The organism is Brooklawnia sp. (assembly GCF_032229645.1).
Lineage (GTDB): Bacteria > Actinomycetota > Actinomycetes > Propionibacteriales > Propionibacteriaceae > Brooklawnia.
Genome location: NZ_JAVTWX010000065.1, coordinates 1 through 4,988 on the forward strand (window position 1 = coordinate 1; position 4,988 = coordinate 4,988).

Here is a 4,988-nt window from a genome sequence, read left to right on the forward strand (position 1 = left end):
CTTCATCTCTAACCTGGACGATGGACCCTGGCGCGACGTCGAGATCAGCAGACGTAGACATCAGGCTATGCTCCCTTGTGACACCCCTAGAAACAGTCTTGAGCCTAGTGGATTTTGTCTCGCACGCTGACCCCGCCCACCCGCGCAGGACGTCCCGGGCGGACGGTTCGAGTTCGGCGAAGGAGACACCCCGAATCACACTCGACCACACAGATCCGTGAACTGCCACCCGGGCCGTTCACCGATCAGGCGATTGGTCTAGCCTAAGGACGTCGGACTCAAACCAATGTCGAGAAGAGGAACCCTCGTGAGTGAGACCCCCGTCAAGATCGCTGTCACCGGCGCAGCCGGCCAGATCTGTTACAACCTGCTTTTCCGCATCGCGAGCGGATCGCTGCTGGGTGATCGTCCCATCGAGCTGCGACTCCTTGAGATCACCCCGGCTCTGAAGGCACTCGAAGGTGTCGTCATGGAGCTGGAGGACTGCGCATTCTCCAACCTGACCAACGTCGTCATCGGCGATGATCCCAAGAAGGTCTTCGAGGGCGCGAACGTCGCCATGCTCGTCGGCGCGATGCCCCGCAAGGCCGGCATGGAGCGCGGCGATCTGCTGAGCGCCAACGGCGCGATCTTCACCGCCCAGGGCAGGGCCCTCAACGAGTCGGCGGCCGACGACATCCGCGTGCTGGTGACCGGCAACCCGGCCAACACCAATGCCTTGATCGCCATGACCAACGCTCCCGACATCCCCAACGAGCGTTTCAACGCACTGACCCGTCTGGATCACAACCGCGCCAAGGCGATGCTCGCCAGCAAGGTCGGCGTCGGGGTCGGCGAGATCTCGCACATGACCATCTGGGGCAACCACTCGTCCACCCAGTACCCGGACATCTACCATGCAGAGGTCTCCGGCAAGCCCGCCAGCTCGCTGGTCGATCACGCCTGGATCGAAGAGACCTTCATTCCGAAGGTCGCCAAGCGCGGTGCGGCGATCATCGCAGCCCGTGGTGCAAGCTCCGCTGCCTCTGCCGCCAACGCTACCGTCGAGCACATGCGTGACTGGATCCTCGGTACCCCCGAGGGCGACTGGGTATCGATGGCCGTTCCGGCCGACGGCTCCTACGGCGTTCCCGAAGGCGTCATCAGCTCGTTCCCGTGCACCGTCAAGGACGGCAAGTACGAGATCGTCCAGGGCCTGGAGCTCGACGACTTCAGCAACGGCAAGCTGCAGGCTTCGGTCGACGAACTGCTCGATGAGAAGAAGGCCGTCACCGACCTCGGCCTGATCTGATCGGATTCCGCTTCTGCACAGATCGTGTCTGGTCCTCGCCCGTCCTGGGTGCGAACCAGACACGATCTTTTTGTCCCCGTTACCCTCTCCCGGATTGTGTAGGTCTAGGGCCCACCACGGGCTCCAGACCTACACAATCCGGGGGGAGAGAGAGGGGGGTGCGCAGGGAGAGGGAGGCTTGCGAACGGCTGATTCAGGGCTCGTAGACACCGGGGACGGTCATCCCCAGCACCATGATCGCAACGCCCATCCCCAGCAGCAGCGTGGCATCGAACCCTCGGCTGCGCACCTTCAACAGGCCAACCCACTTGGGCGGCAGCACCAGCCGCAGCACACCGGCCAGTGCGACCGATCCGCCGATCACCACCGAGCCGCGCCGCCAGTACCAATTCATGATCAGCACAATGCCGATCGCGAAGACCGCGAGCACGGCAAGCAGCGACCACGGGCTCAATCCGGCCGAGTCCAGCGGGTCGTCCCGGGTATCCGGCTCGTCCCGATCACCCGCAGCATTCTGCTCGTCGGCCGTGCTCAGCTCGTCCATCGCCTAGATCGTGCCCTCGGCCATGTCCACGACATTGGCCAGCAGCATCGCGCGGGTCATCGGGCCGACTCCACCAGGGTTCGGGGTGACCAGCGACGCCTTCTCCCAGACATCGGGAGCCAGATCGCCGACCGGCTTGCCGTCCACCCTGGTTACACCGACATCGATGCAGACAGCATCCGGCTTGATCATCTCGGCGGTGACCATGTGCGCGCGTCCGACCGCCGCAACCACGATGTCGGCGCGCCGCACGTGATCGGCCAGATCGCGGGTTCCGGTGTGGCAGAGCGTCACGGTCGCGTTCAGCGATTTGCGGTTCAGCAGCACGCCCAACGGGCGACCGACCGTGGTGCCTCGTCCGATGATGCAGACCTCGGCGCCGGCGATCGGCACTTCGTAGCGGCGCAGCAGTTCCACGATGCCGCGCGGGGTACACGGCAGCGGCGCGGGCTGACCGAGCAGCAGCCGCCCCAGGTTGGCGGGCGCCAGGCCGTCGGCGTCCTTGGCCGGATCGATCTGCTCCAGCGCCCAGTTGTCGTCGATATGAGGCGGCAAGGGCAACTGGACGATATACCCGGTGCACCTCGGATCGGCGTTCAACGATTCGATGGCCGCACTGATCTGCTGAGCGCTGGCATCAGCGGGCAGGTCAACGCGGATCGACTCGATGCCCACCTGGGCGCAGTCGCGGTGCTTGCCAGCGACATAGAGCTGGCTGCCGGGGTCGGCGCCCACCAGCACGGTGCCGAGCCCAGGCGTGATGCCTCGCTGCTTGAGTGCGGTGACCCGGGTGGCCAATTCGGCCTTGATATCGGCAGCAACCTGCTTGCCGTCAATGCGTTGCGCGCTCATTCGCTTCGATCTCCTCGTCCGGCAGACGGATCAGTGGAAGAAATGCCGGGTCCCGGTGAAATACATCGTGACACCCGCCTGTTGACAAGCCTCGATGGTCTGATCATCGCGGATCGAGCCGCCGGGCTGAACGATCGCCTTGATACCCGCGTCCAGCAGAATCTGCGGACCGTCGCTGAACGGGAAGAAGGCATCGGAGGCGACCACCGAACCCGCGGCGCGCTCGCCTGCCCGCTCGACCGCCAGCTTGCAGGAGTCGACCCGGTTCACCTGCCCCATGCCGACACCCACCGACGCACCGCCCGACGCCAGCAAGATAGCGTTCGACTTCACCGAACGGCAGGCCCGCCAGGCGAAGACCAGATCGGCCAAAGTGGCCTCGTCGGCGGCATCTCCACTGACCAGTTGCCAGTTGGACGGATCATCGCCGACCGCATCGATACGGTCCGGGGCCTGCAGCAGCGCGCCGCCCGAGATGGTGGTGATCTTCGTGACGCCCGGGACATAGGCCCCGGCGGTCAGGATACGGATGTTCTTCTTGGCTTCCAGGATCTCCAGCGCACCCTCGTCATAGCTCGGCGCGATGATCACCTCGGTGAAGATCTCGGCAACCTGCTGGGCCATCTCGACGCTGACCGGACGATTGGTCGCGATCACCCCACCGAATGCCGACACCGGGTCGCAGGCGTGCGCCTTGCGGTGCGCCTCGGCGATGTCGCCACCGGACGCGATACCGCACGGGTTGGCATGCTTGATGATTGCCACGGTCGGCTGATCGAAGTCGTAGGCCGCCCGGTAGGCCGCGTCGCCGTCGGTGAAGTTGTTATAGCTCATCTCCTTGCCGTGCAGCTGCACCGCCTGGGTGATGCCGGACGAACCGTCCTGACTCGCATAGAGCGCGGCCGGCTGGTGGGAATTCTCGCCGTAGCGCAGCGCGCCGACCTTCGTCCAGCTGCTGCCGGCCCAGGCCGGGAAGCCATCACCATCGGAGGTGTCGGTGAGAACCGAGCCCATCCAGGACGCAACCGCGATGTCATAGGCGGCCGTGTGCGCGAAGGCCTGCGCGGCCAGCCGCTGGCGGGTCGCCAGCCCGGTGCCGCCCGCAGCCAGCGCGTCGGCGACCAGTTCGTACTGCTCGGGCGAGGTGATCACGGCGACGCTCGGGTGGTTCTTCGCGGCGGCGCGCACCATCGAGGGGCCGCCGATGTCGATCTGCTCCACACATTCGTCGGGCGCTGCGCCCGAGGCAACCGTCTGGGTGAACGGGTAGAGATTGACCACGACCAGATCGAACGGTTCGATGCCCAGCTCGGCGAGCTGCTCGCGGTGCGATGCGAGCCGGCGGTCGGCGAGAATCCCGGCATGCACCCTGGGGTGCAGCGTCTTCACGCGTCCGTCCAGGCATTCGGGGAAACCGGTCAGCTTCTCGACGGGGATCACCGGGAGGCCTGCGTCCGAAAGCTTGCCTGCGGTCGAACCGGTCGAGACGATCTCAACGCCGGCGGCAGCCAGCCGCTGTCCCAGCTCGATCAACCCGGTCTTGTCATAGACCGAAACCAGGGCCCTACGAATCGGTTGCAGCTCAGTCATGCTTCTCCTTCACCAGTTCGGTAACCACCTGGACGAGCAGTTCGCGCTCGACCACCTTGATGCGTTCATGCAGCGTGGCCTCGGTGTCATCGTCGTGCACCTCGACAGCCTTCTGGGCGAGAATCCGCCCGGTGTCGACGCCCTCGTCGACCACGAAAATCGTGGTACCGGTCACCTTCACGCCGGCCGCCAGAGCATCTCGGACGCCGTGGATGCCGGGAAAGCTCGGCAGCAAAGCAGGATGGGAATTGATGAAGCGTCCGCCGAACTTCCCCAGGAATACCGGTCCGACGAGCTTCATGAATCCGGCGCTGACCACCAGATCGGGCCGGTAGTTCGCGACAGTCTCGGCCAGCTTGCGATCCCATTCCGCGCGATCCGGCAGCATCGGGGCGACGAACGTGGGCACCCCGGCGTCCAAGGCCCGGGTGAGCCCGTAGGCATCGGAGCGTTCCGACCCCACGGCGACGATCTCGAAGGGTGCGCCGGGTTCGGCGGCAGCGTCCAGCAATGCCTGCAGCAGGGTTCCCGATCCGGACAGCAGCACGCCTACTCGAGATGTCACGCTCGCAGCCTACCTGTCGTGCTCGGCTCGCTTCGACCGGTCTTCCACCACGGTCGTCGGCAGCTCGCTCTCATCGGCGCCGGCCGAGAGCCCATCGACGCCGGCTGAGGGTCCATCGACGATCGGCGCCGTCTGGACAGCGGACT

5 protein-coding genes are annotated in these 4,988 nt (G+C 65.5%); 1 reads left to right on the forward strand and 4 read right to left on the reverse strand.

From position 1 onward, the window contains the following. The first annotated feature begins 307 nt into the window (after positions 1-307). Entirely contained in the window at positions 308-1,291 is a 984-nt protein-coding gene (locus tag AAFP05_RS04605; RefSeq protein WP_341728679.1) for a malate dehydrogenase, read from the forward strand. A 193-nt stretch (positions 1,292-1,484) separates the two neighbouring features. Here AAFP05_RS04605 and AAFP05_RS04610 read toward each other — a convergent pair whose 3' ends face one another. Genes AAFP05_RS04610 through purN form a run of 4 tightly spaced genes read right to left on the reverse strand, consistent with a single transcriptional unit; the run spans position 1,485 to position 4,842 of the window. Further along, complete coding sequence (locus AAFP05_RS04610; protein WP_341728680.1) at positions 1,485-1,835, reverse strand: DUF3017 domain-containing protein; 351 nt, start codon at positions 1,833-1,835, stop codon at positions 1,485-1,487. Positions 1,836-1,838: 3 nt separating this feature from the next. Further along, complete coding sequence (locus tag AAFP05_RS04615; RefSeq protein ID WP_341728681.1) at positions 1,839-2,687, reverse strand: bifunctional methylenetetrahydrofolate dehydrogenase/methenyltetrahydrofolate cyclohydrolase; 849 nt, start codon at positions 2,685-2,687, stop codon at positions 1,839-1,841. Positions 2,688-2,717: 30 nt separating this feature from the next. Next, positions 2,718-4,277 carry a bifunctional phosphoribosylaminoimidazolecarboxamide formyltransferase/IMP cyclohydrolase gene (purH, locus tag AAFP05_RS04620; RefSeq protein ID WP_341728682.1) on the reverse strand — a complete coding sequence of 520 codons (1,560 nt, stop codon included), beginning with the start codon at positions 4,275-4,277 and terminating at the stop codon, positions 2,718-2,720. After that, entirely contained in the window at positions 4,270-4,842 is a 573-nt protein-coding gene (gene purN, locus AAFP05_RS04625) for a phosphoribosylglycinamide formyltransferase (RefSeq protein ID WP_341728683.1), read from the reverse strand. Before purN ends, purH begins: the two co-directional genes overlap by 8 nt. Positions 4,843-4,988 lie beyond the last annotated feature (146 nt).

Excerpts from the sequence above, each read along its gene's own strand:
- AAFP05_RS04615 (WP_341728681.1), bottom strand. The coding sequence starts at position 2,687 with ATGAGCGCGCAACGCATTGACGGCAAGCAGGTTGCTGCCGATATCAAG.
- purH (WP_341728682.1), bottom strand. The coding sequence starts at position 4,277 with ATGACTGAGCTGCAACCGATTCGTAGGGCCCTGGTTTCGGTCTATGAC.
- AAFP05_RS04610 (WP_341728680.1), bottom strand. The coding sequence starts at position 1,835 with ATGGACGAGCTGAGCACGGCCGACGAGCAGAATGCTGCGGGTGATCGG.